Genomic DNA, 26,350 nt, shown 5'->3' on the forward strand with positions numbered 1-26,350 from the left:
TACGCCAGATCCGGCCAATGCCTGCTGCGACGCCAAAAGCATCGCGCCCACCCGGACGGCCCACAGGCACTCCAAAAACAATTACGGAGCCAACCACCATGCAAGCATGGCAACAGATCTACACCCCTCTCGGCAGCCTCGGCCTGTCCGCTGCCGTCGCCGTGATCCCGATCGTGTTCTTCTTCCTCGCCCTCGCGGTGTTCCGCCTCAAGGGCCATATCGCCGGCACCATAACCCTTGCCCTGGCGATCGCCGTTGCCATCTTCGCCTTCAACATGCCCGCCGACATGGCCTTCGCCGCGGCCGGCTACGGTTTCGCCTACGGCCTCTGGCCGATCGCCTGGATCATCGTCGCGGCGGTGTTCCTCTACAAACTCACGGTCAAGAGCGGCCAGTTCGAAGTGATCCGCAGCTCGGTGCTGTCGATCACCGGCGACCAGCGCCTGCAGGTGCTGCTTATCGGCTTCTCCTTCGGCGCCTTCCTCGAAGGTGCGGCCGGCTTCGGCGCCCCGGTGGCCATCACCGCCGCGCTGCTGGTGGGCCTGGGCTTCAACCCGCTCTACGCCGCCGGCCTGTGCCTGATCGCCAACACCGCACCGGTGGCCTTCGGCGCCCTGGGCATTCCGATCATCGTCGCGGGCCAGGTCACCGGCATCGACGCGTTCAAGATCGGCGCCATGACCGGCCGCCAACTGCCCTTCCTGTCGATCCTCGTGCCCTTCTGGCTGGTGGCGATGATGGACGGCTGGCGCGGCGTGAAGGAAACCTGGCCCGCCGCCCTGGTGGCCGGCGGCAGCTTCGCCATCACCCAGTACTTCACCTCCAACTTCATCGGCCCGGAACTGCCGGACATCACCTCCGCCCTGGTCAGCCTGGTTTCCCTGACCCTGTTCCTCAAGGTCTGGCAGCCGGCCGGCGCGCAGAGCGCCGAAGTGGCCGGCGTATCCGGCGGCGCAGCGGTTCTCGGCGGCTTCGGCGACCCGCGCAGCACCGAGCCTTCGCCCTACAGCTTCGGCGAGATCCTCAAGGCCTGGTCGCCCTTCCTGATCCTCACCGTGCTGGTGACCATCTGGACCCTCAAGCCCTTCAAGGCGATGTTCGCCCCGGGTGGCGCGCTGGAGCAGTTCGTCTTCATGTTCGCCATCCCGCACCTGGACCAGCTGGTCCTCAAGGGCGCACCGATCGTTGCCGCCACCACGGCCATGCCGGCGGTGTTCAAGCTGGACCCGATCTCCGCAACCGGCACCGCGATCTTCTTCTCCGCGCTGCTGTCGATGCTGGTACTCAAAGTCAATGTTAAAAATGGTCTGACCACTTTTGGTGAAACCCTGGTCGAGCTGAAGTGGCCGATCCTGTCCATCGGCATGGTGCTGGCCTTCGCCTTCGTCACCAACTACTCGGGCATGTCCACCACCCTGGCGCTGGTCCTGGCCGGCACCGGTGCGGCCTTCCCGTTCTTCTCGCCCTTCCTCGGCTGGCTGGGGGTCTTCCTGACCGGCTCGGACACCTCGTCCAACGCCCTGTTCAGCTCCCTGCAATCCACCACTGCGCACCAGATCGGCGTCAACGACACCCTGCTGGTGGCCGCCAACACCAGCGGCGGCGTGACCGGCAAGATGATCTCGCCGCAGTCCATCGCCGTGGCCTGCGCCGCCACCGGGATGGTCGGCAAGGAATCGGACCTGTTCCGCTTCACCCTGAAGCACAGCCTGATCTTCGCCGCCTTCGTCGGCCTGATCACCCTGGCGCAGGCCTATGTCTTCACCGGCATGCTGGTCCACTAAGCCGGATCGGCTGCGCGTCGGCGATACGGCGTTGGAAATGGCCTCGGAGATGCTCACCTACAGTCGTAGGCTCCGCTCCCTCGGCCATTTCCGCCTTGTCTCGCTCTAGCTCGCTCGACCCTCGCAACGTGCCACGCTTCTTTCATTCAACGGTAGGGACCCCATGATCATCTCCGCCTCCACCGACTACCGCGCCGCCGCCCAGCGCAAGCTGCCGCCCTTCCTGTTCCACTACATCGATGGCGGCGCCTACGCGGAGTACACGATGCGGCGCAACGTCGAGGACCTCTCCGGCATCGCCCTGCGCCAGCGCGTGCTGAAGAACATGTCCGAGCTGAGCCTCGAGACCCAGCTGTTCGGCGAGACCCTCGCCATGCCGGTGGCCCTGGCCCCGGTGGGCCTCACCGGCATGTACGCCCGTCGCGGCGAAGTGCAGGCGGCCAAGGCGGCGGCGGACAAGGGCATCCCCTTCACCCTCTCGACCGTCTCGGTGTGCCCCATCGAGGAAGTGGCCCCGGCCATCCAGCGCCCCATGTGGTTCCAGCTCTACGTGCTGAAGGACCGCGGCTTCATGAGGAACGCCCTGGAGCGCGCCAAGGCCGCCGGCGTCACCACCCTGGTGTTCACCGTCGACATGCCCGTGCCCGGCGCCCGCTACCGCGACGCCCACTCCGGCATGAGCGGCCCCAACGCCCCGCTGCGCCGCGTGCTGCAAGCCATGACCCACCCCGCCTGGGCCTGGGACGTCGGCCTGCTGGGCAAGCCCCACGACCTCGGCAACATCTCCGCCTACCGTGGCGACCCCACCGGCCTGGCCGACTACATCGGCTGGCTCGGCGCCAACTTCGACCCGTCCATTTCCTGGAAGGACCTGGAATGGATCCGCGAATTCTGGGACGGCCCCATGGTCATCAAGGGCATCCTCGACCCCGAGGACGCCCGCGACGCGGTCACCTTCGGTGCCGACGGCATCGTCGTCTCCAACCACGGCGGCCGCCAGCTCGACGGCGTGCTCTCCAGCGCCCGCGCCCTGCCGGCCATCGCCGACGCGGTGAAGGGCGAGCTGAAGATCCTCGCCGACTCCGGCATCCGCACCGGCCTCGACGTGGTGCGCATGCTCGCCCTCGGCGCCGACACCGTCATGCTCGGCCGCGCCTTCGTCTACGCCCTGGCCGCGGCCGGTGGCGCTGGCGTCAGCAACCTGCTGGAGTTGATCGACAAGGAAATGCGCGTGGCCATGGTGCTCACCGGCGCCAAGAGCATCGCCGAAATCAGCGCCGACTCGCTGGTACGCGAGCTCGGTCGCTGACCCGCTGCACCTGATAGAGAACCGACGAGGCCGCCCGAGCGGCCCGCACCCACCGTTGATGACAGGACCCGACCGATGAGCCTGCCCGCCGCCTTCCTGCACACCGTCGAGCGCCTGATCCCCCGCGACCGGCGCTTCGACGATGCGCTTTCCACCCTCGCCTTCGGCACCGACGCCAGCTTCTACCGCCTCATCCCCAAGCTGGTGGTGCGGGTCGAGAGCGAAGCCGAAGTCATCACCCTGCTCAAGGCCGCCCACGCAGAACAGGTGCCCGTGACCTTCCGCGCCGCCGGCACCAGCCTCTCCGGCCAGGCCATCAGCGACTCGGTGCTGATCGTCCTCGGTGACAACTGGAACGGCCGCGACATCCGCCAGGGCGGCGCGCAGATCCGCCTGCAGCCCGGTGTCATCGGCGCCCAGGCCAACGCCTGGCTCGCCCCCTACGGCCGCAAGATCGGCCCCGACCCGGCCTCGATCAACGCCTGCAAGATCGGCGGCATCGTCGCCAACAACGCCAGCGGCATGTGCTGCGGCACCGCCCAGAACAGCTACCACACCCTCGCCGGCCTGCGCCTGGTGCTGGCCGACGGCACCCTGCTCGACAGCGAGGACCCGGTCAGCGTCGCCGCCTTCCATGCCACCCACGGCGAGTTGCTGGAGCAACTCGGCGAACTGGGCCGGCAGACCCGCGCCAACTCCGAACTGGCCGCGAAGATCCGCCACAAGTACCGCCTCAAGAACACCACCGGCCTGTCCCTCAACGCCCTGGTGGACTACGACCAGCCGCTGGACATCCTCACCCACCTGCTGGTGGGCTCCGAAGGCACCCTCGGCTTCATCAGCGCGGTGACCTACGACACCGTGCCCGAGCACCCGCACAAGGCCTCGGCGCTCATCGTCTTCCCCGACGTCGAAACCTGCTGCCGCGCCGTGCCCGTGCTCAAGACCCAGCCCGTCTCCGCCGTCGAGCTGCTCGACCGCCGCAGCCTGCGCTCGGTGCAGGAGAAGCCCGGCATGCCCGCCTGGGTCAAGGGCCTCTCCGCCAGCGCCTGCGCCCTGCTCATCGAATCCCGCGCCGCCAGCGGCAGCCTGCTGCACGAGCAGCTCGCGCAGATCACGGCCTCCATCGCCGACTTCCCGGTGGAGCAGAAGGTCGACTTCAGCGAAGACCCGATCGTCTACAACCAGCTGTGGAAGATCCGCAAGGACACCTTCCCCGCCGTCGGCGCCGTGCGCCAGACCGGCACCACGGTGATCATCGAAGACGTCACCTTCCCCGTCGAACAGCTGGCCGCCGGGGTCAACCGCCTGATCGAGCTGTTCGACAAGCACCGCTACGACGAGGCGATCCTCTTCGGCCACGCCCTGGAAGGGAACCTGCACTTCGTCTTCACCCAGGGCTTCGACAGCCCCGAACAGGTCACCCGCTACGACGCCTTCATGCAGGACGTCGCCCAACTGGTGGCAGTGGAATTCGGTGGCGCCCTCAAGGCCGAGCACGGCACCGGGCGCAACATGGCGCCCTTCGTCGAGCTGGAATGGGGCAGCGACGCCTATCAACTGATGTGGCAGCTCAAGCGCCTGCTCGACCCACGCGGCATCCTCAACCCCGACGTGGTGCTCAGCGAGGACCGCGAGTTGCACCTGAAGAACCTCAAGCCGCTGCCCGCCGCCGACGAAATCGTCGACAAGTGCATCGAATGCGGCTTCTGCGAGCCGGTCTGCCCCTCCAAGGGCCTGACCCTCAGCCCACGCCAGCGCATCGTCATCTGGCGCGACATCCAGGCCCGCAAGCGCGCCGGCATCGACACCCGCGAGCTGGAAGAAGCCTTCGCCTACCAGGGCGTCGACACCTGCGCCGCCACCGGCCTCTGCGCCCAGCGCTGCCCCGTCGGCATCAACACCGGCGACCTGGTGCGCAAGCTGCGTGGCAACGCGGCCCACCACGCCGGCAGTGCCGACTGGCTCGCCGGCCACTTCGCCACCGCACTCAAGGGCGCACGCCTTACCCTGCGCCTGGCCGACGGCGCCCGCCGCCTGCTCGGCGCGCCGCTGCTGGAAAAAACCTCCGGCACCCTGCGCCGCCTCTCTGCCGGGCGCCTGCCGCAATGGACGCCCGCCCTGCCCCAGGCCGCCAAGCCCATCCAGTTCACCCCACCGGCCAACGACGCCCGCCCCCGCGTGGTCTACCTGGCCGCCTGCGTATCCCGCGCCATGGGCCCCGCCGCCAGCGATGGCGAACAGGTGCCGCTGGTGGACAAGACCCGCATGCTGCTGGAAAAGGCCGGCTACCAGGTGGTCTTCCCCAGCCAGCTGGAGAGCCTCTGCTGCGGCCAGCCCTTCGCCTCCAAGGGCTACGCCGAGCAGGCCGAAAGCAAACGCCGCGAGATGATCGACGCCCTGCTGGAAGCCAGCCGCGGCGGCCTCGACCCCATCTACTGCGACACCAGCCCCTGCACCCTGCGCCTGGTGCAGGACGGCCTCGATTCGCGCCTGGACCTGTTCGACCCGGTGCGTTTCATCCGCACCCACCTGCTCGAGCGCCTGGAGTTCACCCCCCAGGACAAGCCCATCGCCGTGCACGTCACCTGCAGCACCCAGCACCTGGGCGAGGCCCAGGGCCTGATCGACCTGGTGCGCCGCTGCACCCGCGAAGTGGTGGTGCCCGAAGGCATCCACTGCTGTGGCTTCGCCGGCGACAAGGGCTTCACCACCCCGGAACTCAACGCCCACTCGCTGCGCAGCCTGAAGGACGCCGTGCAAATCTGCGAGGAAGGCATCTCCACCAGCCGCACCTGCGAAATCGGCCTCACCCAGCACGGCGGCATCGACTACCACGGCCTGGTCTACCTGGTGGACCGCGTCACCCGCCCACGGGCCATCTGAACCTCAAGCTGCCGTGCACCGCACGGATTGCGCCCCGCCCAGTGCGGGGCTTTTTTTGCCCGGCAAAAACGCCTCCCCCCGTCTCCCGGCCAAGCGCAACGGCAAGCGAAACGGCAACCCGGGCGCAATCCGCACTCGGTTTCATCCCGCCTCCCCTTCCCGACGAAATGTCAGCCCTGGAGCCCGCGAAACCCGGTACGCGAAAACCCCTGAAAACACCGTGCAGCCCATCTAGCACGGCGCCTCCAGCCTGGCCATCATGGCTTCGAAAAATGATGGCCAATTGTCAGCATTGCTCAGTTTCGGCCCAGGGACCCGCTCATATACTCGCGCCCAAACCCTTTCCCTGGCCCGCACTCCGCTGGCACTGCCCGACACCCGCTCGGCAGGCCGCTGTGGCCCTCATCAAGGATCGCGCCATGAACCACGTCTATCGCACCATCTGGAACCACGCCAAAGGTGTCTGGCAAGTCGTTGGGGAGCACACCACGCGACAGGGCAAGACCAAATCGAGCAAGGCCGCCAGCGGTGCCGGCCTGCTGGCCATAGGCGCCCTGCTGAGCCCCGGCCTCTATGCCCAGGGCATAGTCACGGACGGGCGCACGGCCACCAGCGTCGTGCAGAACGGCGCGGTCACCGACATCCGCACCGAGACCATCCGCAACGGCAATGGCTTCAACTCCTTCTCGCAGTTCAACGTGGCCAGCGGCGAAACCGCCAACCTTTATGTACCGGACTCGGCCAACGCCCTGATCAACATCGTTCGCGACCAGCGCAGCGAGATCAACGGCATCCTCAACGGCTACAAGAACGGCCAGATCGGCGGCGACATCTATTTCGCCAACCCCCACGGCATGGTCGTGGGCGAGTCCGGCGTGATCAACGTCGGCTCCCTTACCGTCACCACCCCCGACAGCGCCTCCCTTGAGCGCCTGATCGGCGCCGACGGCAAGATCGACGACCTCGCCGTGGCCCAGCTGAAGTCCGGCAACCTGCCCCTTTCCGAATCCGGCCTGGTGTCCATCCGTGGCCAGGTCAACGCCAAGGGCGCCGTCACCCTCAGCGCCCGCGACGTCGGCATCGGCGCCAGCGGTCGCGTCACCGCCGGCCAGCAGGCCATGCCGCGCATCGAGCAACTGGTGAACATCGACGGCCTCGACAGCGCCGCCGCCATCACCGAGGTCAACGGCGAGATCCGCATCATCGCCGAGAACGATGTGCTGATCGCCGGCCAGGTGAACACCGACGGTGTCGCCGGCAAGTCCGCCGGCGAGATCGAAATCCGCGCCGGCCACGACATCACCATCGCCGACGGCGGCAAGGTCTCCGCCTCGGGCCAGGGCGCCCATTCCGACGGCGGCAAGGTCGTGATCAAGGCCAAGCAGCAGAGCACCCTGGCCAAGGGCGGCACCGTGGCGGCCAACGCCGGCACCAGCGGCAACGGCGGCCAGGTCGAGCTCTCCGCCGACGAAAGCGTGACCTGGGCCGGCACCCTGGAAGCCAAGGCCGGCCAGGGCGGCGCCGTCGGCCACGTGCTGATCGACCCGCGCGAAATCAACCTCACCCAGGACCAGCGCCTGGGCGGCACGAACTACAGCCTGCAGGCCTCGGAGAAGATCAACGTCGCCGACGGCGTGATGATCTCCACCCGCAACATCGCCAACTACCAGACCGCCAGCCAGCAGGAACACCGCGACGCAGTCTCCGTCGGCGATTCCGGCGACATCACCCTGGAAGCGCCGACCATCGTCCTCGGCCAGAACGCCAAGCTCTACGCCCACACCAACAACGCCGCCTTCGAGGCCGGCGACGTCACCCTCAAGGCCATCGCCGCCGAGGGCGCCCTGCTCACCCCCGGCATCCTCGTCGGCGTGGGCAGCAACAAGACCGAAATCACCCTGGGCGCCGGCGCCGAGATCCGTGGCGGCCAGGTCACCCTCAGCGCCGAATCCTCCACCGCGCTGACCGACAGCCTGTCCAGCGACGGCCTGTACAACGGCGTCGATGAAAACGGCCACCCCATCGCCCAGGTCCTCGACGACGACGAGCTGGAAGAACAGCGCCAGGCCCTGGCCGATGCCGGTGTGCAGACCGATGACGACGGCGGCAGCGACTTCTTCGGCGGCCTGCTCGACACCCTCGCCAGCAGCGGCCTGCTGGCCTCGGTGCAGGTGCTCGACGCCCAGTCCAAGGTCAACATCGGCAACGGCGTGAGCATCATCGGCAGCAACGATGTGAACATCTCGTCCCACGCCAGCACCAACGCCCAGGCCGAGGTCGCCGACCTGCCGGTGGGCGCCGTGGTCTCGGTGACCAACACCGACGCCCAGCTCAACGTCGGCCAGAACGTCCGCATCGAATCCCTGGGCGGCAACGTCAACCTCAAGAGCCAGTCCGACACCACCGTGGAAACCGCGGTGGAAGCCGGCGCCCTCGAAGGCCTGCCGATCACCCTCACCGCCAACGTCACCTCGGCCAAGGGCCGCGCCACCACCACCGTCGGCAGCGGCAGCCTGATCAAGGCCGCCTTCGACGCCAGCGTCAGCGCCGAGCAGGTCAAGGTGTTCGACGTCAGCGCCCAGGCCGGCGACGCCGAGGGCGCCATCGGCGTCTCGGCGCTGGTCGCCCTCTCCGACCTGCAGGCCCGCAACGACTTCAACGGCACCCTGGAGGCCGGCGGCAACGCCACCCTGGAAGCCAAGGTGGACACCCAGTCCAACAGCCACGAAGCCTCGGTGATGCTCGGCGACGAGAACAAGATCGTCGCCACCCTGGAAGAGAAGATCGGCGAAGCCGGCGAAGACCCCAAGGAGCTGCTCCAGGCCAAGACCAAAGACGGCATCAAGGAGCTGCTGAAGAAGCTCGTCGAGAAGGGTGAGGAAGAAGAAGGCGAGAAAGGCGGCAGCGAGCAGAGCAAGGGCTTCCTCGATGAGCTGGGCGCCGCCGGTGCCCTGGCCTACATCAACCACGACAACCAGGCGCTGCTGAACCTGGGCGGCCAGGCCAAGGTCAAGGCCGGCCAGGATGCCAGCCTCAACGCCGAGGTCACCGACCTGCTGGACTCCACCGTGTCCTCGGTGATCTCCGACAAGAAGAACGCCGACAAGCCGTTCGACTTCAGCACCGAAAGCACCGGCAAGAAGAACGGTGTGGGCGTCGCCATCCTCATCAGCAACCAGGACAACGACGCGGTGCTGACCGTGCGCCCGGGCGCCGAACTGGACGCCATGCAGGCCCTCAGCCTCAACGCCAAGACCAGCCTGCCGTGGCTGGACCAGAGCCGCCTGTCCAACCTGATCAAGGCCTTCAGCGCCGACAACCTCAGCGACTTCCTGCAGACCATCAACGAAGGCCAGATGTTCAGCACCTGGGTCAACGCCGCCACCGCCGTCTCCGGCGAAGGCGCCCAGGACAGCGGCACCACCCTCAGCGGCATGGTCGACATCAACCACGTCGGCCTCAACGCCAAGGTGGACGTCGCCGACGGCGTCAACATCAACCAGGACCTGGCCTACCGTGGCCAGGAGCAGACCGTCGACATCGAAGCGCGCACCGAGTCGCAGATGGTCAACGTCGCGGCCGACCCGGGCCTGTTCAACAACGAAGGCGGCAAGAACGGCTTCGGCGCCGGCCTCATCGCCGGCATCTACAACAACAGCGCCCAGGCCACCGTCGGCGCGGTGAACCTCTACGCCAGCGAACTGAACGTCAACGCCGTCACCGACGTCGACATCCTCAACTACGCGGTGGCCGGCTCCAAGGGCGGCACCAACGCCCTCAGCGGCTCGGTCTCCGTCTCCGTGCTGGACAACGTCACCCGCGCCGGCATCGACGACGGCGCCCACCTGGTGGTGACCGACGAGAACGGCGGCAGCGGCGACATCACCATCAACGCCAGCGATGAAACCGACAGCCTGACCATCACCGGCGGCGTGGTGAAATCCACCAGCAAGGCCGCCGGCGTCGCCGTCGGCGTGCACGCCTTCGACCGCACCACCGAAGCCTGGCTGGGCAGCCGCGACACCCAGCTCGCCGCCGGCTCCGTGGCCGCGTCCGGCGGCCTCAAGGTCGGTGCCAGCGCCGATGGCCGCATCGGCAACTACGCCCTGTCCGTAGCCCTGACCGCACCGCCGGCACCCAGCACCCAGCCCGCCGCGCAGTCCCGCGAGGGCACCGGTTCCTTCGGCATCAACGTCTCCGGTTCGGCGGCGGTGAACACCCTGGACAACCTGGTTCGCGCGCGCATCACCGACAACCTCGACATCGATGCCGGCGCGGTCAACGTGCAGGCCAGCGACGACACCGCGCTGCACGCCATCGCCGGCGGCGCCGCGGTCTCCAGCAACACCGGCAACGGCGTCGGCCTGGCCGGTGCCTACACCCAGAACACAGTCGACTCCCTGGTGGAGGCCGAGCTGGCCGCCACCGGTGACGTCACCGCGCGCCGCCTCGACATCAGCGCCGACAACGAAGCCAGCGCCCTGTCGATCTCCGCCGGCGTATCCGCCAGCGCCTCGGCCAGCAGCTACCAGGTGGCCGGCTCGGTGAGCGTCAACTCGATCGACAGCACCACCCGCGCGCGCCTCGCCGACGGCGCCATCGATGCCGTCGACGGCGTCACCGTCAGCGCCCGCGACGACTCCAGCATCCACGCCGTGGCCGGCGCCGCCAGCTTCGGTGGCAAGGCCGGCGTCGGTGCGGGCCTGTCGATCAACAGCATCGACGGCGCCACCGAAGCCGTGGCCGACGGCCTGCGTCGCCTAGACAGCAACGCCGGCCTCAGCCTCAACGCCAGCAGCGACGCCGACCTGGTCTCGGTGGCCGCCGCCATGGGCTACTCCAACAAGTACGCCTTCGACGGTGCCGTGGCCATCAACCAGTTGGACCACGACACCCTCGCCGCCCTGCGTGGCAGCCACGACCTCAACCTCGGTGGCGCCCTGGCGGTGAACGCCGGCAACACCAGCAGCATCTGGACCGCCTCCGGTTCGGCCGCCATCGGCAACGACGGCGCCATGGGTGCCAGCTTCGGCTACAACACCATCAGCGACCGAGTCAGCGCCGAGATCCTCGACAGCGACGCCGAAGCCGCCAGCATCGCCGTACAGGCGAACCAGCAGAGCGACATCAACGCCCTGGTCGCCGGTGGCGCCGTGGCCGCACGCTCCTCCGCCGTGGCCGGCTCCATCGCCATCAACACCATCGACAACCGCACCAGCGCCCGTACCGACGACTCCAGCCTGACCAGCCACGGCTCGCTGCTGGTGAACGCCCAGGACGCCTCGCGCATCCGCAGCCTCACCGGTGCCCTGGCCTACGGTGGCCAGGGTGCAGGCATCGGCATCGCCGGTTCCTACAACCAGATCTCCGGCGCGGTCTATGCCGGCATCAACGGCGGCAACCTCCAGGCCGGCGACCTGCTGCGCGTCAGTGCCCTGCGCAACCAGCAGCTGCAATCCCTGGCCGCCGGCGCCGCAGTGGGCAACAACGTCGGCGTCGCCGGCTCGGTGGCCGTCAACATGGTCGGCGGCTCCACCCTGGCCGAGATCGGTGACGGTGCCCAGGTCCACAGCGACGGCAGCCTGCTGCTGACCGCACGCTCCGACAGCGACATCGAAACCGTGGCCGGCGCCCTGGGCGTGGGCCTGTCTGGCGTCGGCCTGTCCGGCGCGGTGGCGGTCAACCAGCTCGAAGGCACCACCACCGCCCGGGTCACCGGTGCGTCCACCCACCTGAGCGCCGACGGCCAGGGTGCCGCCCGCGCCATCGACAACGGCCAGCTCAACGGCAACATGGGCAGCGACCTGCGTGATCGCACCCTGCTGGACAGCATCAAGGGCATCGGCGTCGTCGCCAGCAGCACCGATGAGATCGACACCGTTTCCGTCAGCGTCGGCGGCGGTTCCAGCGTCGGCGTGGCCGGCGCGGTCACCGTCAACAGGGTCGGCGGCGCCACCCTGGCCCAGGTCAGCGGCGCCACCCTCGACAGCGACGCCGCCACCCAGGTCGGCGCCTACCACCACACCCGCGCCACCACCGGCAACGGTGCAGGCGCGGGCGGTGGCACCGCCGGGGTCGGCGTCTCCACCACCACCAACATCCTCGACCACGACACCCAGGCCCTGGTCGCCAACGCCACCCTCGGCAGCGACGCCGGCATTGGCGTGAACGCCCGCGCCACCCACGACCTCAACGCCGTGGTCGTCGGCGCCGCCATCGGCGGTACCGCCGGGGTCAACGGCTCGGTGGCCGTCACCACCCTGGCCGGCACCGTGCGCAGCAACGTGCAGGGCTCCAACCTGCGCAGCGACGCCGGTGGCATCGAGATCGCCGCCGACGCCGACAACGACCTCGACATCATCGCCGGTGGCGTAGCAGGCGGCGGTGTGGCCGGCGTCGGTGCCACCATCATCGTCACCGACCTCAACCAGCGCACCGAAGCCTCCACCTTCGGCGCCACCCGCCTGGACGCCAGCGGCCTCACCGCCATCGACGCCAGCGCCGCCCAGGACGTGACCATCGTCGGCTTCACCGGCGCCGGTGGCGGTACCGCCGGCGTGGCCGGCACCGTCAACGTGCTGGTCGCCAAGGGCCAGACCCTCGCCGGTGTCGGCGCGGGCAGCCAGATCAACACCCAGCTGGGCGGCGCCCAGCAGGACGTGCGCGTGCACGCCCAGGACAGCCTCGAAACCACCGACGTGCTCGGCACCGCCGGTGTCGGCGGCGTGGCCGGCGTCGGTGCCGGTGCCGACGTGCAGGTGGTGCGCAGTGGCGCCATCGCCAGCGTCGGCGACGGCGCCACCGTCAAGGCCGGCCGCGACATCACCGTCGAAGCCGAGAACAGCCGCGACATCGACTCCGTCTCCATCGCCGCCGCCGGCGGTGGCTACGTCGGCGCGGGCGCCGGCGTCTCGGTGGTCAGCGTCGCGTCCGGCGCCTCCTCCCAGGCCACCAGCAGCCTCGACAACAGCATCCGCAACGCCCAGGGCGTCGCCCGCAACTCCGGCCTCAACGGCCAGATGGGCAACGGCTTCGCCGGCTCCAGCCAGCTGCAGGCCGACATCAACGCCAACCAGCAATCCATCAGCCCCAACGACACCTTCCTCAGCACCCCGGACGGCACCGCCTACTCCGCCGCTGCGCGGGTCGGCAACGCCACCCTGGACGCCGGCCGCAACGTCACCGTCAGCGCCCACAACAGCACCGATGCCCTCAGTGAGGCAGCCGGTGTAGCCGGCGGCCTGGTGGGCGCCGGCGCCGGCGTCTCGGTGATCAACGTCGGTGACCGCAGCCTCGCCGAACTGGGCGGCACCCTGCGTGCCGGCGGCAACGTGCGCATCAGCGCCGAAGACGGCCAGGACGGCACCACCCAGGCCCTCGCCCAGGCGGGCGGTGGCGGCCTGGTGGGCCTCGGCGCCGCCGTGGCGGTGAGCGAGAAATCCAGCCAGACCACTGCGCGCATCCTCGACGGCGCCAACATCACTGCCGGCGGCGCCCTCAGCGTCGACGCCGACCTCGACCACGCGCTCAAGGCGCAGACCATCGGCCTCAGTGCCGGCGGCGTGGCCGTGGGCGCCAGCATCGCCACCTCCAGCAGCACCGGCCAGGCCCAGGCGCTGGTGGGCAAGAACGTGCAGGTCAACGCCGGCAGCCTCGCCGTCGATGCCAGCGCGCGCTCCAGCAACAACGTCGACGCCGTTGGCGTCAGCGGCGGCATCGTCGCCGGCAACGCGGTGGTCGCCACCGCCAGCGACCGCACCAGCGCCCGCGCCTGGGTCGACGATGGCAGCCGCGTCACCACCCAGGGCGCCATCGGCATCCGCGCCAGCACCGACCCGATGACCCGCGCCTTCGCCATTGGCGCCTCCGTGGGCGCCGGCGCCATCGGTGCCAGCGTCGCCACCGCCTCGGTGGACAACAGCGTGCAGGCCGGCACCGGCGCGGTGAACCTCACCGGCGGCTCGCTGGACGTGGACGCCGCCGCCCAGCGCACCCGCAGCCAGAGCGCCGAAGCCCAAGCCGTGGGCGCCAGCGGGGGTGCCCTGATGGGCCTCAACGCTACCGTTGCCAGCGCCAACCTGGACACCAACGTGCTCGCCGATATCGGCCAGGGCACCCAACTCGCCATCACCGGCAACGCCGCGGTGAAGGCCAGCGACGCCACCCGGGTCAAGACCGACGCCACCGGCATAGCCGTCGGCGGCCTGCTGGCCGTGGGCGCCAACGTTGGCCTGGCCGACATCGACGCCACCCAGCGCGTGCGCTTCGGCGCCACCGGCCTGGTGGGCGGCACCCTGGCCCTCTCCGCCACCGGCAGCAACGGCATCAGCGGTGATGCGGTGGCCGGCAGCGGCGGCGTGGTCGCCGGCAGCGCCTCCACCCTCAACCTCGACGCCACCAGCGCCACCACCGTGGACGTGCTGGGCAACACCAACATCCTCACCGGCCGCACCGACGTGCTGGCCGAGCACCGCCTCGACTACGCCGCCGACAGCGACTCGATCCAGGCCGCCATGGTCGGTGCCTCGGGCACCTTCATCGACCTCGACCTGGGTGCCACCACCCAGGTGCTGGTGCGCGACGGTGCTCGCGTGGCCGCCCTCGACGGCCTCGACATCGAAGCCCACACCATCACCCAGGGCGGCGCCGAGGCCTTCTCCGGCTCGGGCGGCGTGATCAGCGGCAGCGCCGTGCTGGTCGACAACACCATCCGCGACACCACCCGCATCCAGGTCGGCAACAACGTCGGCCTGGCCACCGTGGGCAGCCCGCTGGACATCGAAAAGGGCCACCTGCGCCTGAGCGCCCACAACACCATGCGCGCCGCCGACACCGGCAAGCTGTCCGCCGGTGGCGCCATCGCCGCCCCCTACGCCGGCACCGAGATGGACGTGGACGTCACCAACCAGGTGACCTTCGGCGACAACCTGAGCATGACGAGCAGCGGCCTGCTGCAGGTCGGCGCGTACAGCGACACCCGCGCCAGCACCAATGCCCGCGTGGACGTCTACGGTCTGGTGGGCGCCGGCGGCGGCGACTCCAAGATCGACCTGACCGCTGCGCAGCTGATCCGCTTCGGCGCCAACGCCAACCTGCTTGGCTACGGCAACCTCGGCCTGCGCGCCGGCCAGAGCGCCGATGGCAACCTGGCCAACGACATCCGCGCCAGCGCCAGCACGGTGGTGGTCAACAACACCCTGATCCCGGTGACTGCGGTTCTCGATGCCGATGCCACTGCGACCACCACCAACGACCTGGTGTTCGGCACCGGCGCCCTGCTGCGCTCGGTGCGCAACGTCGACCTGATCGCCACCAACGGCGCGGTCAGCGCCAGCGGCGGCGGCGTGGGCAAGAACCCCTACCTGGCGCTGTTCTCCAGCGAGCAGACCACCCGCTCCGACCGGGTCAACCAGTTGGCCAGCCTGAACCTCGCCAACAGCCGTGTGGTGGCGGGCGCGGGCAACCGCCAGGAGGTCTACTGGGACGGCAACCAGCTGCGCACCGTGTCCTCGCTGAACGACCTGACCGTGCAGTACAAGGCCGCCGGCAGCGCCAACGCGTTCCGCCCGCTGGCCGAGATCGACGCCACCCTGGCCAGCCTCAACCAGCAGCTCGCCGGCCTCACCCCGGGCTCGGCCGCGTACACCAGCCTGAGCGACCAGATCGCCCTCTACACCCAGATGCGCGCCAGCACCGCGCAGTCCCTGGGCGCCGGCGCCAACGGCAACACCACCGTGGACACCCTGGTGATCGGCGATATCATCGCCGGCGCCGGTGACATCCGCGTCGGTGCCGACCGCATCCAGCAGTCCGGTGCCAACCTGACCGCCTACGGCGCGCCGACGGTGATCATCCACAACAGCTCCGACGACTACCTGGTGACCAACGGCATCCTGGTCTCCGCCGCGGGCACCGGCAGCATCACCTCCACCGGCGCCGCCAAGCTGGCCAACAGCGGCGCCACCCTGACCGAGGTGAAGCGCTCGCAGTCCGACTACTACGACGCCACCCAGCGCCCGAGCGTGCCCTCGATCGTCATCGAGAACACCTACGACACCAACCTGGCGGGTAACACCAGCCCGGCCCCGGGCATCCTGGTGCTCGGCGACATCGAGAACCTCAAGGGCAACACCTCGCTGAGCAACACCTCGGGCAACGTCTCGCAGTTCGCCACCATCGAGAGCTACCAGCTGAGCATGAACGTGCCCAACGGCGACCTGTTCGTCAGCCTGCCGGGCCGCAGCTGGAACCTGGCTTCGGTGCAGTCGGAGTGGGCCAACGTCATCAACGGCCTGAACCCGAGCAGCCTCAGCGGCCGCAACGTGCCCGACTCCATCGCCGAGTTCGCCGCCAACGTGGTCTACAACGGCTCCTATGCCTTCACCAGCAAGGAAGCCTTCACCGACTACCTGATCCGCAACTACGGCAGCGGCAACGGCACCGACCAGCAGATCATCCTCGACGGCATGGTCCGCGGTTACTGGGAAACCGACGACGACAACACCGCCAACCGCGTCTGGTACAAGGACACCCGGTACGAGTACAGCGGCAACATGTCGGCCAGCGACCACAACTGGCTGACCAACAACACCGGTGTGTGGGATTGGCGCTACACCATGATGCAGGCCTACAAGACGCAGAACAGTGCGGCCCTGGGCCAGTCCGACACCAGCGGCTCCACCGCCAGCGCCCTGCGCGTGGGCGGCGCCCTGGCGATCAACGCCAAGAACATCAACATCAACGCCGGCATCGAAGTGGGCGCGCGCACCGACTGGTCGCTGAACCTGGGCGCCGCCGCGGCCGCCGAGATCGCCAGCATCGCCAACGGCAACGGCCTGGTGCGCCTGAACAACGTCAGCGGCATCGCCGACGGCAACGGTGCCGACGAGGTGCCGGTGGTGTACTGGGATTCGGACAACCAGCGCATCCAGGTGCAGCGCATCAACGCCGCCGGCGGCGGCTCGGTGTCGCTGACCGGCAACATCATCAACACCAACACGGTGGGCAACATCGTCGTCAACTCCGGCTACGGCGATGTCGAGATCAACAACACCACCGGCCGCGACCTGATGCTCACCGACATCGACCTGGGCAACGGTGGCCAGAGCGTGGTGCGCATCACCGACACCCTCAAGCACTGGGGCGACGGTCGCGCGCAGACCTGGTGGTACGTCAACCAGGCCGGCCAGGACAGCGTCTCGGTCTACAACAACGCCAACGGCGCCACCGCCCTCACCGGCGCCAGCCTGGCGAGCGTGATCGGCCGCGACTTCACCTACAACCCGCAGGCCGGCGCCCGTTACGAGTGGACCCAGGACTACCACATCACCCGCACCTACACCGGCCCCACCAGCATCTCGGGCAAGAGCGACGAGATCCCCGGCAACCTGGGCAACTGGGTGAGCGAGATCGCCACCGCCGACGGCAAGGCCTACCTGACCAGCGCCGGCGACGTGGTGGTCCGTGCCGTCACCGGTGACGACAAGGCCTTCATGCAGTGGGCCGACGCCAACATCGGCTACACCACCGTGCGCGCCACCTCCAACGGCGACGAGTGGGGCGGCTACTACGCCGGCGCCACCTTCGACCTGGCCACCGACATCCAGATGACCGTCACCAACAGCGTGAAGGCCGACCACGCCATCCCGATCCGCTTCGTCGGCAACAGCGAGTCGCGCCTGCAGGTGGATTCCGGCTCCAACGTGCTGATCGGCGGCACCATCCGCAACGACGTCGGTACCAGCACCTTCGACGTCACCGGCTCGCTGCTGCAGGCCGGCGGCTCGCTGCAAGGCAAGGACCTGGTGCTCAACGCCAGCGCCGGCATCGGCAGCGCCAGCGACGCGCTGAAGCTGATCGACTCCCGCGTCGCCGGTGCCTCAGTCAGCGCCAGCAGCCAGGGCGACATCTTCCTGGCCAGCAGCGGCGACTTCTACGCCAAGTCGATCCAGACCACCGGCGACGTCACCGTCAACGCGGTCGGCGGCATCTACCAGCACGCCAATGCCGTGGGCGTCTCCATCGGTGGTGATGTGCTCAACCTGCACTCGGGCTCGGGCAGCTCCATCGGCGGCGTGAACAGCCCGCTGGTCACCCAGAGCAACGAGATCAACGCCTCCGCCCCGGGCAGCGTCACCCTCACCCAGGGCAGCGGCAACATGAACGTCGGCTACATCGAGTCGCTGTTCGGCAACGTCGAGCTCAACACCCCGAGCGGGCAGATCCTCGGCGCCGCGCCCAAGGGCGAGGACCAGGACGCCAAGCTGCAGGAGAAGATCGCCGAATGGGAGGCCATGGGCCTCACCGACGCCAACCACGCGCAGAGCACCATCAATGGCTACGAGAATCGGGTGGAGCGCTACTACAGCGACTACTGGACCATTCGCGAGCGCGCCAGCAACCCGGATGGCAGCTTCAGCCTGACCAGCGCGGGCCTGGACCTCTACCGCGAACAGGTCAGCGCCAGCCTCGGCCACAGCGCCAGCGACGCCGAGATCAACAGCACCATGAGGGCCCGCTACCTGGAGGCGAAGAGCTTCCTGGCCGGCGCGCCGGGCGTCGACCAGGGCCTGCTGCAGACCCGTGCGGCCGACTTCCAGTACAGCCTGGACACCGGCTCCGAGCTGTACGCGCAGATGACCCACGGCGCGGTCTGGGACAAGAGCATGCTGGGCACGGTGATCAACGCCGGCTCGGTGGCGGGCGACCGTCCCTCCACCGGCGCGCTGCCCAACGTCTCCGCGACCCAGGGCTCGATCCGCCTGAACAACGACCCGACCCAGGCCCTGCCCGAGGCGGAGACCCTGGTCTTCACCCTCAAGCGCACCGACGGCTACCTGCCCATCGTCACCCAGCTCTCCTCCTCGGAAGGCAACAGCTACAGCTCCAGCCAGCTGATGGCCTTCCTCGCCGAGGCCAAGCCGGGCACGCTGCAGGCCGACCAGGTGGACGGCGACACCGTGCGCATCACCCTGCGCCCGCGCTACGACCTGGCGGTGGAAGCCAAGGACCCGGTGGTCATCGACGCCAAGGGCGACTACCACGTGGGCACCTCCCAGGACGTGATCCTCAAGGACATCACCGTGGGCGGCACCCTCTACGTCTACGCCGGCCGTGACGTGATCAACCAGACCGCCACCGGCGTCGCCGGCGCCGTCACCGGCGGCCTGTACATCGACGCCGGCCGCAACATCGGCTCGCCGGACAACCCCATCCAGGTCACCAACAACGGCACCGACCCGGTCACCGTGTACCGCCTGGTCGCCCCCGGCACCGCCAACGTGGTGGTGCTCAACGGCAACGTGGTGGTCGGCAAGATCGACGTGAAGGGCGAAACCAACCTGGTGGCCAACAACGGCGACTTCTACTCCCTGGGCGACCACGCCACCTTCGATGGCGGCCTGGTCAACCTGCGCGCCGTGGACGGCAACGGCCTGACCTCGGGCTACATCGGCACCACGCTGAACCCGTTCAACGTCGTGCAGAAGCAGGGCGCCCTGGGCCTGTTCGGCCTCGGCGCCAACGTGGTCGCCACGCAGAACGACCTGGTGATGTCCAATGGCGTACTGGACGGCCTGGTGTCGCTCACCTCGAGCTTCGGCTCGATCCTCATGGACGACGAGGACTCGGTGATCCGCACCACCGACGAAGGCACCGGCCAGGTCGACCTGGTCGCCGCCACCGGCATCGGTGCAACCGGCGCCGCCATCCGCCTGGACACCGGCCACTTCAACGCCGAGACCCCGGTGGGCGACGTCAACCTGCACCTGCACCGCGAGGCCCGCGCCGAACGCGTGCACGCCCTGACCGGTTCCGCCCACCTGGTGGGCGACGGCGACGGCGTGCTCGGCACCACCGACCTGGACCTGGCCGACGTGCGCATCGCCCGTGACCTGGAGCTGCGCGCCGAAAGCATCCGTGGCCAGGTCACCCAGACCGTGCAGGCCACCCCGCTGCGCCTGTGGGCCACCAACCTGCAGGGCGGCGTGGCCGACCGCATCGACCTGGGCATCACCGCCGCGCCCTACGTGCTCAACGAGCAACTGGCCGCCCGCGTCGCGGACATCCGCTCCAACGCCACGCGCTTCAACATCGTCAACGGCCACATCGGCGAAGAGCTGAAGCTCACCACCGGCTACGTCAGCGCGCTGATGGACAACACCACCCCGGCGCTGCGCTACGCCAGCGACTTCCAGTACTACATCCCCTGGAAGGGCTTCTCGCTGGACCTGGAGACCCGCGGCGCCACCGGCTCCCGCGCGCCCATGTGGTTCAACTCGGCCCGTGGCGTGTTCACCCGCAACATGGTCACCAGCGGCCACGCCACCTTCGACCTGGCCCGCCCGCACTTCAGCACCGACCTGCGCCAGGCCGGCGGGGAGGCGATGCCCGCCTTCTCCGCGGCCTACCCCGTGCGCCCGGCGCTGCAGCGTGCCAATGCCATCTCCACCGCCCCCCTGGCGGTCAACCTCGGTACCCAGAGCAGTGACGATGACTCCATCTAAGACCCTCACCAGCGGCGGCCTGCGGGCCGTCGCCAGCCGCGCGCCCTTCCTGCTCGGTGCCGCCGGGCTGCTGTTCGCCGCCTGCGCCAACGCCGAGGCGCTGCCCTCCGGTGCGCTGCCCGGCGCCATCAGCTCGGAGCTGCTGCGCCAGCCGCAGCGCGCCCAGGAGCGCCAGGAAGCCCGCCCGCAGGACGACACGCCGGTGCTCGACGTGCCGGTGGTGGGCGACCAGAAGCTGCCGGACAACCCCAACGTCGCCTTCCAGCTGGACGCGGTGGTGTTCAGCGAGACCGCCATCCTCGACGCCCAGCAGTTGCAGGAGATCGCCAGGCCCTACCTCGGCCGCAAGGTGGGCTTCGCCGACCTTCAGCAGCTGATCTCGGCGGTGAATCGCCTGTACGACGAGAAGGGCTACGTCACCGCCCGCGCCATCCTGCCGCCCCAGCGCATCGAGCAGGGCCGCGTGCGCATCCAGCTGGTGGAAGGCCGCGTCGGCGAGCTGGTGCTCGAAGGCAACAGCTACATGAACGAGGACTTCATCCGCGAGCGCCTGGACATCGGCAACGGCGAGCTGGTGGACCCCAAGCGCCTGGAGGCCGAGCTGTCGCGCTTCAACCGGGTGAGCAACGGCACCCTCTCCGCCTCGCTGCAGCCGGGCAAGGGCTACGGCCTCACCGACGTCTACGTGAACGTCAACGAGCCGCCGCAGAACAGCCTCGACCTGTTCGCCAACAACCACGGCTACGAATCCACCGGTGAAGAGACCGGCGGCATGATGTACCGCCACTACGGCGCCCTCGGCCGCGACGACGTGTTCTCCGCCTTCCTCTCCGGCTCGCGGGGTTCGGGCGTGGGCATGCTGTCCTACGACGCGCCCTTCAACACCCTGGGCGGGCGCATCGGCGGGCGCCTGGGCAAGAGCAAGGCGAAGGTGATCTACGGGCCCTTCCGCAGCCTGGATTCGGAGAGCGACTCGAAGAACGGCTCGCTGTTCATCAGCCACCCGCTGTGGAGCAACCAGGACTGGCTGCTCACCGGCCAGCTGACCTACGGCGAGCAGCGCACCAAGAACTACATCGCCGATGTCTTCCTCAACGAAAACCGCGTGCGCACCACCCAGGCCGACCTCACCGCGCTGTACCTGGCGCCGGGCCGCTCCCTGCGCGTGGGCCTGGGCTACCAGGATGCCCGCAGCGAGCTGGAAGGCACCGCGATCCGCGAGAACTACGGCCTCTGGGTGGGCTACTGGCAGTTCTACCAGGCCCTCAGCGCGGACTGGTACCTGAACGCCACGGGCGCCTGGCAGTACGCCAACCGCGAGGGCGTGCCCTCCAGCCAGCTGTTCCAGATCGGCGGCGCCTCCACCGTGCGCGGCTACCGCCAGGGCGAGCTGGCCGGCGACGGCGGCCTGTACTCCAACCTGCAGGCCAACTACCGCATCACCCAGGCCCTCACCGGCTTCGGCTTCTACGACTACGGGCGCATCGACTCCTCGTTCCGCCAACCGGAGAAACTGGACAGCGTGGGCGGCGGCTTCAACTGGCAGGCCACCTCGCGCCTGAGTGGCGAGGTGACCCTCGGCGTGCCCCTGACCAAGGTGCGCTCCGACCAGGACAACGCCTACGTCAACCTGCAAGTGGTGTTCAAGGTCCTCTGACGCCACGCCCCGAATCCGCTCCCGTGCTGAAGCCCGGCCCATGTGACCCCATCTCGTGGGCAGGGCTTCGGCGCCGGGGCGGCCCCGTCGATCCTCTCTGCCGTAGCCCGGGCTTCAGCCCGGGGCCTGAGGCGGCCTGCTCTAGAAAAACACTGAACCGTGCGTTTCACCGGGCAGTCCATCCTTACAAGCCCGTCGGCAAGCCCGGGCTTATCCGTCTCGGACGTCATTGCTCCACTCGGCCTCTACAAAGGGCCTATCCGAGTGCCAAAGAACGAGAGAGGAGACTCCCCTCATGAAACGCACCGCCCTGTTGATCACAGCCGCCCTGATGGCTTCCCCGGTGTTCGCCGATGACCTCTGCACCATCAACCTGCAGAAGATCAGCGACACCATGGCCACCAACACCACCCTGGGCGACCCGCTGAAGAAAGAAGTGGAAGACCTGCGCATGAAGGCCGAACAGGCCAAGACCGCCGGTGACACCGAAGCCTGCATCAACTCGTCCAACATGGCGCTGCAGCGCCTGCAAGGGCCGAACAAGGAAGGCGGTAGCGACGGCGCCAGCCAGTGACCCGCCCCGCGTGAACAAGCCAGCCTCGTGCTGGCTTTTTCATGCCCCGCGCAACGCCTCGCCCCTGCCTATACTCCTGGACACCCCCGCCAGGAGCCTCGCCATGCGCCGCCTCGCCGCCTTTATCGCCGCCGCCCTGATCAGCACCCCGCTCTGGGCCATGCACTGCCCCCAGGACATGGCCAGGATCGACGCAATGCTCAAGACCGACCCGCCCTCCGATGCCGCCCTGCTGGCGGAAGTCCAGCGTCTGCGCGCGGAAGGCGAAGAGCTGCACAAGGCCGGCAACCACGAGGAATCGGCCAAGGTGCTCAAGGAAGCCATCGACATGCTGCAAGCCAGCGAATGAGCCTGGCCCGCCACCCGTATACATCCACGCGCTTGGAACGTGGCTTTGCTTTTAGTCACCGGTAAAGGGGCGCAACGAGACCTCGGAGCATGCAGCCGCCGCTCAGTCCGGACGTAGGGTGTGCTGCGCGCACCTGGAGCTGACCGGAAGCACCGTGCGGCGGTGCGCGCGGCCCCCCCTACGGCACGAGCTCATCCTGTCAGCTCTCAGCTCGAATTATCACCAGCAGGATGACCATGACCACGTTCTAAGGACGTGGCTTCTCACGCTCAAATGAAAAAGGGCTGCGCATGGCCTGCGCAGCCCTGGTAGCCCGGGCTTCAGCCCGGGAGCAGCTCACCCACCTCAGAAGGCCGGCGGCTCCCGCTCCAGCAGCGACAGCGCCAGGCGGCGCACCTGCTGCAGGTCCACCGGCTTGGTCAGGCAGGCATCGGCACCGCGACGGCGCGCTTCCGAAAGGCTCGCCTCATCCACCGCGGCGCTCACCACCATCACCGGCATGCTGCGCAGGCGCGGCGTGCGTCGCACGTAATCGAGCACTTCCAGGCCATCGCCATCCGGCAGGTCCAGGTCCAGCAGCAGGAGCGCCGGCGTCTGTGCCTCCAGGGTCGACAAGGCACGACCGACCGACCCCGCTCCGCGCACCTCGGCCATGTCGCGCAGGCCTTCCTTGAGCACCTTGAGGCAGGCCGGGTGGTCCTCGACGCAGAGCACCTGGGCCAGCACCGGCGCCGGCGGGCTTTCCTGGATGCCGGCGTCCGCCTGGTTCGGCGGCGCGGCGCTGGGCAGGTCGATCCAGAAGCGGCTGCCGATGTCGCGGGTGCTGCTGAAGCCGATCTCCCCGCCCATCAGCTCCGCCAGCTCGCGGCACAGCACCAGGCCGATGCCGGTACCGGGGATGGTGGAGTTCTCCCGGCCCAGGCGCTGGAAGGGCTGGAACAGCATGGCCTGCTGCTCCTCGCTGAGCCCCGAGCCGCTGTCCGCCACCCACAGGCGCACGCCGGCCGAGCGCAGCTCGTAACCGAGGCTGACCATGCCTTGCGGGCTGTTGTACTTCACCGCGTTGGATAGCAGGTTGAGCAGCACCTGGCGCAAGCGTCGGGCATCGGCCAGCACGAAGAGCGGCGGCTCCGGCGGCGCCATCATCTGCAGGTGCAGCTGGCGGGTCTGCAGCTCGGGCTGGATCAGCTCGGCGCAGCCGGCCAGCAAGGGGCCGATCTCCACCGGTTTGAGCTGCAGCTGCTGGCGGCGGTTCTCGATGCTCGACAGGTCGAGGATGTCGTCGACCAGGGAGGTCAGGTGGCGGCTGGCGTTGACGATCTCCTGGGCGTACTCGGCCTCCTCGCGACGTTCTTCCTTGCCCTCGGTCTCCAGCCCGATGAGCTGGGCGAAGCCATGGATGGCATTGAGCGGTGTGCGCAGCTCGTGGCTCATGCTGGACAGGAAACGGCTCTTCGCCTGGCTCGCAGCCATGGCCTCGCGGCTGGCACGGCGCAGCTCATCCTCCACCTGCTTGAGGCGGGTGATGTCCACATGGGTGCCCGCCACCAATTGGGCGCGGCCTTCACTGTCACGCTCCAGCACCTTGCCGCGGCTCAGCAGCCAAGCGTACTGACCATCGGCATCGGCGAAGCGGTATTCGGCATCGAAGTTGTCCTGGTCGCTGTCGGCGAAGAACAGCCGCAGCCGGCGCACGCGCTCCACATCGTCGGGGTGCACGCGGTCGTTGAAGTCGTTGAAGCTGAGCTCGTCGGAAGGCAGGCCGAAGCGTTTCACGAAGCGCCCGCTCATCTTGATCGACAGGGTGCGTGCGTCCACTTCCCAGAGGCTTTCGGTGGTGCTCTCCAGCACCAGCTCCAGGTTGCGCTGGGCCTCGACGCGTTCTTCCTCGCTGGCGCGCAACTGGTCGCCGGTCTGCTGCACCGCCAGGGCCATGGACTCCAGTTCCATGATCCGGCTGCTCGGCGCATCGGGGCTGAAGTCACCCTGGCCGATGCGCTGCATCATCCCGGAGATACCGGCCAGCGGCACCGAGAGCTCGTCGCTCAGGCGCCGCGAACGGGCCCACATCCAGGCGAAGAACAGGGCATAGAAGAAGGCCAGGCCGGCGATCAGCAGGTAGCCGATCTGCAGGTAGCGCTCGGCGAGGCGGTTGGTCTCGCGGAAGATGTTGGCCTCGTCCACCACCATCATCAGGCGCCAGCCGGTCTGCGGGATCTCGGTCCAGGCCACCAGCTGCTTGCGCCCGCCCAGCAACACTTCCTTCATGTTGCCCTCGCCGGACTTCATCGCCTGCAGGATGGGCTGCATCTCGGCGTGCTTGGCCAGGTTGAAGTCCTCGGGCTTGAGCACCTCGCGGCGCACCGCCTCCTCGTAGGAATAGCGGGTCAGCTCGCGCAGGCCGAAATCACGCTCCCCCGCCGCCGGCAGCGCCATGATGCTGTTATCGCGGCTCACCAGCATCGCGTAGCCCTGCCACGGCACCTTGAGATTGCTGATGGCGCCGAGCATCTGCCCCACGGTGATATCCAGGCCGACCACGCCTTCGAGGAAGTCATCGCGGTACACCGGCGAGATCGCCGACATCATCCAGCCCTGCCCGGCCGGGTCGAGGTAGACGTCGGTCCAGACCACCTTGCGCCCCGGGTTATGCCCGGCGTCGGCGAGGTAATAGAAGTTGTAATCGGGTATCACCATGTCATGGGGATACTGCTCGGGCGTCATGAAGAAGGGGTAGATGCGGTTGTAGCTGTCCCAGCTGTTGAAATACACCGCCGCCATCAGCGGGTCGCTCTCGCGGATCGAGCGCATCAAGGGGTCCAGCTGCGACAGGCGCAGGGCCTTCTCGTGGTCCTGGCGCTCCACCGGCGTGCTGTTGGCATAGAAGGACGCCGAGCGCCCATCGTCGCTCTGGGTGTAGAACACCCCATCCTCGCTCAGGCGATGGCGCGAATGCTCCAGGGCATCCGGCTGGTAGCTGCGATCGAGCAGCGCGCGGCTGGCGCTGTCACGGAACAACCGCACCAGCACCTCGATGCTCTGCAGCCGCCCATCGATGATCTTGCCCTCGCGGCGCACGGCGCTGCCCAGGTCCTCCAGCGCGCTCTGCTGCAGGTAATCGACCTGCGCATCACGGATCGCACTGTTGGTCAGCAGATAGATGGCGATCAGCACCGACTCCACCAGAATCAGTGGGATCAGCGCGCTTTGCACGAACGCACGCCAAATCCACTGGCGCAACGGATAACGGGGGGAGCGCGGCATTCGGAGGACTCGTTTGAGGGACA

Annotated in this window: 8 protein-coding genes; 7 read left to right on the top strand and 1 reads right to left on the bottom strand. The window is 68.6% G+C overall.

The window, feature by feature from the left end; translation table 11 throughout:
• Positions 1-98: 98 nt before the first annotated feature.
• From RTW82_RS06020 to RTW82_RS06050, 7 genes are all read left to right on the top strand, one after another.
• The gene (locus RTW82_RS06020; RefSeq protein WP_316924535.1) at positions 99-1,784 is read left to right on the top strand and encodes a lactate permease LctP family transporter; all 1,686 of its coding nucleotides are present in this window, start codon (positions 99-101) and stop codon (positions 1,782-1,784) included.
• Positions 1,785-1,947: 163 nt separating this feature from the next.
• Entirely contained in the window at positions 1,948-3,093 is a 1,146-nt protein-coding gene (gene lldD / locus RTW82_RS06025; RefSeq protein ID WP_316924536.1) for an FMN-dependent L-lactate dehydrogenase LldD, read from the top strand.
• Between the two features lie 75 nt (positions 3,094-3,168).
• Positions 3,169-5,979 (top strand): FAD-binding and (Fe-S)-binding domain-containing protein, encoded by a 2,811-nt coding sequence (locus RTW82_RS06030; protein WP_316924537.1) that lies wholly within the window; start codon positions 3,169-3,171, stop codon positions 5,977-5,979.
• A 419-nt stretch (positions 5,980-6,398) separates the two neighbouring features.
• Entirely contained in the window at positions 6,399-20,483 is a 14,085-nt protein-coding gene (locus RTW82_RS06035) for a leukotoxin LktA family filamentous adhesin (RefSeq protein ID WP_316924538.1), read from the top strand.
• The gene (locus tag RTW82_RS06040; protein ID WP_173179028.1) at positions 20,470-22,140 is read left to right on the top strand and encodes a ShlB/FhaC/HecB family hemolysin secretion/activation protein; all 1,671 of its coding nucleotides are present in this window, start codon (positions 20,470-20,472) and stop codon (positions 22,138-22,140) included. Before RTW82_RS06035 ends, RTW82_RS06040 begins: the two co-directional genes overlap by 14 nt.
• 295 nt (positions 22,141-22,435) lie before the next feature.
• Positions 22,436-22,714: a hypothetical protein gene (locus RTW82_RS06045; RefSeq protein WP_316924539.1), complete on the top strand. Its 279-nt coding sequence runs from the start codon at positions 22,436-22,438 to the stop codon at positions 22,712-22,714.
• A gap of 103 nt (positions 22,715-22,817) precedes the next feature.
• Positions 22,818-23,063 (top strand): hypothetical protein, encoded by a 246-nt coding sequence (locus tag RTW82_RS06050; RefSeq protein WP_316924540.1) that lies wholly within the window; start codon positions 22,818-22,820, stop codon positions 23,061-23,063.
• Positions 23,064-23,408: 345 nt separating this feature from the next.
• On the opposite strand, the gene RTW82_RS06055 is transcribed toward RTW82_RS06050, so the two are convergent.
• On the bottom strand, positions 23,409-26,327 hold the full coding sequence (locus tag RTW82_RS06055) for an ATP-binding protein (RefSeq protein WP_316924541.1): 2,919 nt from the start codon (positions 26,325-26,327) through the stop codon (positions 23,409-23,411).
• Between the last annotated feature and the right edge of the window lie 23 nt (positions 26,328-26,350).

Source organism: Pseudomonas sp. zfem005, from assembly GCF_032621735.1.
GTDB lineage: Bacteria > Pseudomonadota > Gammaproteobacteria > Pseudomonadales > Pseudomonadaceae > Metapseudomonas > Metapseudomonas solani.

Coding starts and splice junctions, on each gene's coding strand:
- RTW82_RS06020 (WP_316924535.1), top strand. CDS start 99: ATGCAAGCATGGCAACAGATCTACACCCCTCTCGGCAGCCTCGGCCTG.
- lldD (WP_316924536.1), top strand. CDS start 1,948: ATGATCATCTCCGCCTCCACCGACTACCGCGCCGCCGCCCAGCGCAAG.
- RTW82_RS06030 (WP_316924537.1), top strand. CDS start 3,169: ATGAGCCTGCCCGCCGCCTTCCTGCACACCGTCGAGCGCCTGATCCCC.
- RTW82_RS06035 (WP_316924538.1), top strand. CDS start 6,399: ATGAACCACGTCTATCGCACCATCTGGAACCACGCCAAAGGTGTCTGG.
- RTW82_RS06040 (WP_173179028.1), top strand. CDS start 20,470: ATGACTCCATCTAAGACCCTCACCAGCGGCGGCCTGCGGGCCGTCGCC.
- RTW82_RS06045 (WP_316924539.1), top strand. CDS start 22,436: ATGAAACGCACCGCCCTGTTGATCACAGCCGCCCTGATGGCTTCCCCG.
- RTW82_RS06050 (WP_316924540.1), top strand. CDS start 22,818: ATGCGCCGCCTCGCCGCCTTTATCGCCGCCGCCCTGATCAGCACCCCG.
- RTW82_RS06055 (WP_316924541.1), bottom strand. CDS start 26,327: ATGCCGCGCTCCCCCCGTTATCCGTTGCGCCAGTGGATTTGGCGTGCG.